We start from the raw sequence: 3,629 nt of genomic DNA, 5'->3' as shown, positions 1-3,629 counted from the left end.
GACCTGCTTCTGCGCGCGGGCCACATGGGCGACCGGGATCTCGTGCCGAAGCTCCTCGATCGCTGGCGCGACGGCGTCGCGGGCCGCGATCCCGTGGCCCAGGCGCTTCACATCCGGGCGCGAACCCATCTTCCCGAGGCGGTCCTCATGCCGGCGGAGCGGCTCGCCGCCCAGAACCGGCTCCTGCTGCGCTTTCCGTATGCCGATCCGGAAGTCGTCTCGTGGCTCGAGAGACTGCCGGCGAGCTATCGGCTGGAGGGAGGCAAGGGGAAGAGGCTGCACCGCGAAGCGCTCTCCGCGTGGCTTCCCGCGGCGGTCTTCTCTCGGCCCAAGCGGGATCTCGGCGATCCCGTTCGCTCCTGGCTCTTGGGGGAAGGGAGGCAGAAGGCGTCCGAATGGCTCCTCGGCCCCGCGGCCTGGATCCCGTCCGTCCTGGATGGAGTGCGCGTCCGCGGCCTGATCGAGAACGCGGGCCGCGGTCGCGCCAACATCGACCAGCTTGTCATGCTGCTGCAGCTCGAGCACTGGGCGCGCGACACCTTCCTCGGGAGCGGGAGGTAAGGGTTCATCACGAACGGCGCGCCACTCCGTTTGTCTTGGCTGCGACGCTGCTGCTCCTCGCGACCCAGCCAGGCCCCGCCGGCGGCCGGGCGACCGCGGGACTCGACGACGGCGAGAGTGATGGCGCCGGCGCCCGCGTCGAGCCGCGCGTCTATTCCCTGAGCGACACGATCGACGTCGAAGGGGAACGCCTGCCGCTCGATCCCCTTCGCGTTCCCATGGCGACGACGAGAGTCGAGAGGCGCGCGCTTCAGGCGACCCGCGGCGTCGGCCTCGATGAGGGCCTCGCCCTGGTCCCGGGGGTTCTGGCTCAGAGCCGCGCGGGGGGCAGCGATGTGCGGATCATCCTGCGGGGATTCGGCGCGCGCGGGGCGGGGGAGAGGTCGAACGCGGGAACGACGCGCGGGATCCGCGTTCTGCTCGACGGGTTTCCCCTCACCGAGCCGGACGGGAGAACGAGCCTCGATCTGGCCGATCTCGGCGGCATTCAGCAGATCGATGTCATCCGCTCCAACGCATCGGCGCTTTTCGGCTCCGCGTCGGGGGGGGTGATCAACCTCGTCAGCGAATCTCCCTTCTCGCGGCCGTTCGAGGAGGGGCGCCTCACGCTCGGCTCCTTCGGGTTCCGGCGCGGCGAGGGGAGAGCGGGGAGGTTCGCGGGGAAGGCCCGCGTCAGGCTCGGCGCCTCGCGGACGGCCTACGACGGATGGCGGAGTCACAGCGCGGGCGACGCCACCTCCGTGGAGGCCTCGGTCCTGGTCGAGACATCGCCGCGCGGTTCCCTGGGCCTCTTCGTGCGAGGAGTGCGGAATAGATTCGAGATGCCGGGCGCCCTCACCCGCTCGGAGCTTCTCCTGGATCAGCGCCAGGCCGATTCCAACTTCGTGAGGGACCACAACCGCAGAGACAACAGGATCGGGAGGATCGCCGCGCGCTGGCAGCAGGGGATCGGAAACAGCCAGCACTTCCTCGCGGGCCTCTATCTGGAGCCGAAGTATCTCGAGCGCGCCGAGAGGGGGCGCTACCGGGACTTCAAGCGCGTCCACGCCGGAGGAAGCCTCCTGTACAGCGGCGGGTTCTCCGTCGGATCGGACGTTCGCGGGAGACTGAGCTGCGGCCTGGACGAGGCCTTTCAGGACGGATCGATCCTCTTCTACACCCTCGGGCCGAACGGGACCCGTGGATCTGAGCTCAAGGCCGACACGAGGGAGGGGATCAATCAGGTCGGCGCCTACGCGGAAGCCGCACTTGAGAGGGCGCGCATCTCGGCGACGGCCGGCATCCGGTACGATCTCGTGAAATACATCTTTGAGGACCATCAGGACTCCTCGCTCGATGAGACGAAGACGCTCAAGCGGGCGAGTCCGCGTCTCGCCCTGTCCTGGAGGCACAGGCCCGGTCACGCCCTCTATGCCACTCTCTCGGGCGGAATCGAGGCCCCGGCCTTCAATGAGGTCGATCCTCCGCCCGAGCTTCAGGCTGTCCGCGGTCTGAATCCGTTCCTCGAACCGGCATACAGCTACACCCACGAGATCGGCGCGAAGGGCCGGACAGGTCTCGGTGGCGCGAGATCAACTTCGGGCGCGGGCCCAGGATTTCAGTATGACCTCTGCCTCTACCGGATCGAGATCTACAACGACATCATCCCGTACGATGGAGGGAGCTACTACTTCACCGCCGGCCGATCGCGCCGCGTGGGGGGCGAGATTGGTTCCTCTCTCGACACGCGGTGGGGGATTCGCCTGTCGGCCTCCGCAGCGCTCTCGCGAAACGAATACCTTCGCTACCGGACGATCCTGCCGGGGCAGGAGGCCGAGAACGACTTCGGCGGCAACGACGCGGCCGGGATCCCGCCCGCCCAGATCGCCGGGCGGATCGAGCACGACCTGCCTTGGGGTCTGGGTGTCGAAATCGGAGCCCGGCATTTGAGCTCCTACTACGCCGATGACGCCAATCAGGCCCGTGTCGCCGCCTTCACCCTCCTCGATGCGACTGCCCGCGGGCGCCTCCGGCTCGGCGCGATCAGCGCCGATTTATTCGTCTCGCTGCGGAACCTGACCGATCAGCGCCACACTGCGTCCGTCTTCATCAACGGCGTGAACGGTCGCTACTACGAGCCGGGCGCGGAGCGCAATGTCCTCGCCGGTTTCTCCCTCGGGAGGCCCGTGGCCGACTGAGCCGGTCGGGCAAACGATGACCCCCCGAAGGCTCGGGGGGTCATGCTTCACGCGTCAGTCGGGACGCGGCCTGCCGTCCGATCGCTCGATCAGAAGGAGCTCTCCGCCTTCTGGACCGGCGGGTGCGACGCCTGCACGTGATAGGCGATCATCTCGGCAAGCTCATCGCCTCCGACCGCTCTCAGCGTAGCCTGGAGCGGGAGGATCTGCCCCTCGCGAATGACCGTATAGCGAACCTGGTCCCCGACCCTGAAGCCGTTCTCCCAGAGGCTCCGGAGGAGTTCCATGTTCTCCGGGGCAAGACCGATTCCGTTCACCGACGTCAGCTCATCGCCTCCGACCGCTCTCAGCGTAGCCTGGAGCGGGAGGATCTGCCCCTCGCGAATGACCGTATAGCGAACCTGGTCCCCGACCCTGAAGCCGTTCTCCCAGAGGCTCCGGAGGAGTTCCAGGTTCTCCGGGGCAAGACCGATTCCGTTCACCGACGTCAGCTCATCGCCGACCTTGAATCCGGCGGTCTCCGCCGGGCTGCCGGCATGGACCCGCGTGACGGTCGGCCTGGTCGTCATGTCGCCCGGGCAGGGCATCTCGGCGCCAAGCCAGCCGTGGGTCTTGTAGTAGGTCCTCAGCATCTTCTCGCAGTCCTTGACCTTCATGTCGCAAGCGGAGGCGGAGCGCGATGTCCCGCATGCCGAGGAGGAGCCCGCCTGGGTCGCGCACCCGGCCTTGGCCGCGCATCCAGCCTTGGTTCCCATGTCGGACTTCGTGGCCCACCCGGCGCTCGTGGTCTGAGCGCCGCAGGAGCCGCTCATCTGCGCCTGCGTGCCCTTCGTGGCGCAGGAGGAGCCGCTCGTCGTCGTCTTGCCTTTCTTCGAACAGCAGCCGTCGCCG

At 68.0% G+C, this 3,629-nt stretch carries 3 protein-coding genes; 2 read left to right on the top strand and 1 reads right to left on the bottom strand.

Annotated elements, in window-relative coordinates; genetic code table 11:
* Together FJY88_12620 and FJY88_12615 are read left to right on the top strand one after the other, a co-directional pair.
* Positions 1-561: hypothetical protein (locus FJY88_12620; protein MBM3288178.1), on the top strand; the 561-nt coding region annotated here is incomplete at its 5' end.
* Positions 562-596: 35 nt separating this feature from the next.
* A complete protein-coding gene (locus tag FJY88_12615; GenBank protein ID MBM3288177.1) occupies positions 597-2,738 on the top strand; it encodes a TonB-dependent receptor in 2,142 nt (713 codons plus the stop codon).
* An 89-nt stretch (positions 2,739-2,827) separates the two neighbouring features.
* On the opposite strand, the gene FJY88_12610 is transcribed toward FJY88_12615, so the two are convergent.
* On the bottom strand, positions 2,828-3,629 hold an 802-nt coding region (locus FJY88_12610), incomplete at its 5' end, for a PDZ domain-containing protein (protein ID MBM3288176.1).

This window comes from Candidatus Eisenbacteria bacterium, from assembly GCA_016867495.1.
Taxonomy (GTDB): Bacteria; Eisenbacteria; RBG-16-71-46; order CAIMUX01; family VGJL01; genus VGJL01.
Note: the sequence above shows the minus strand (reverse complement) of the source record. Positions and strands in the feature narration are given on the sequence as shown.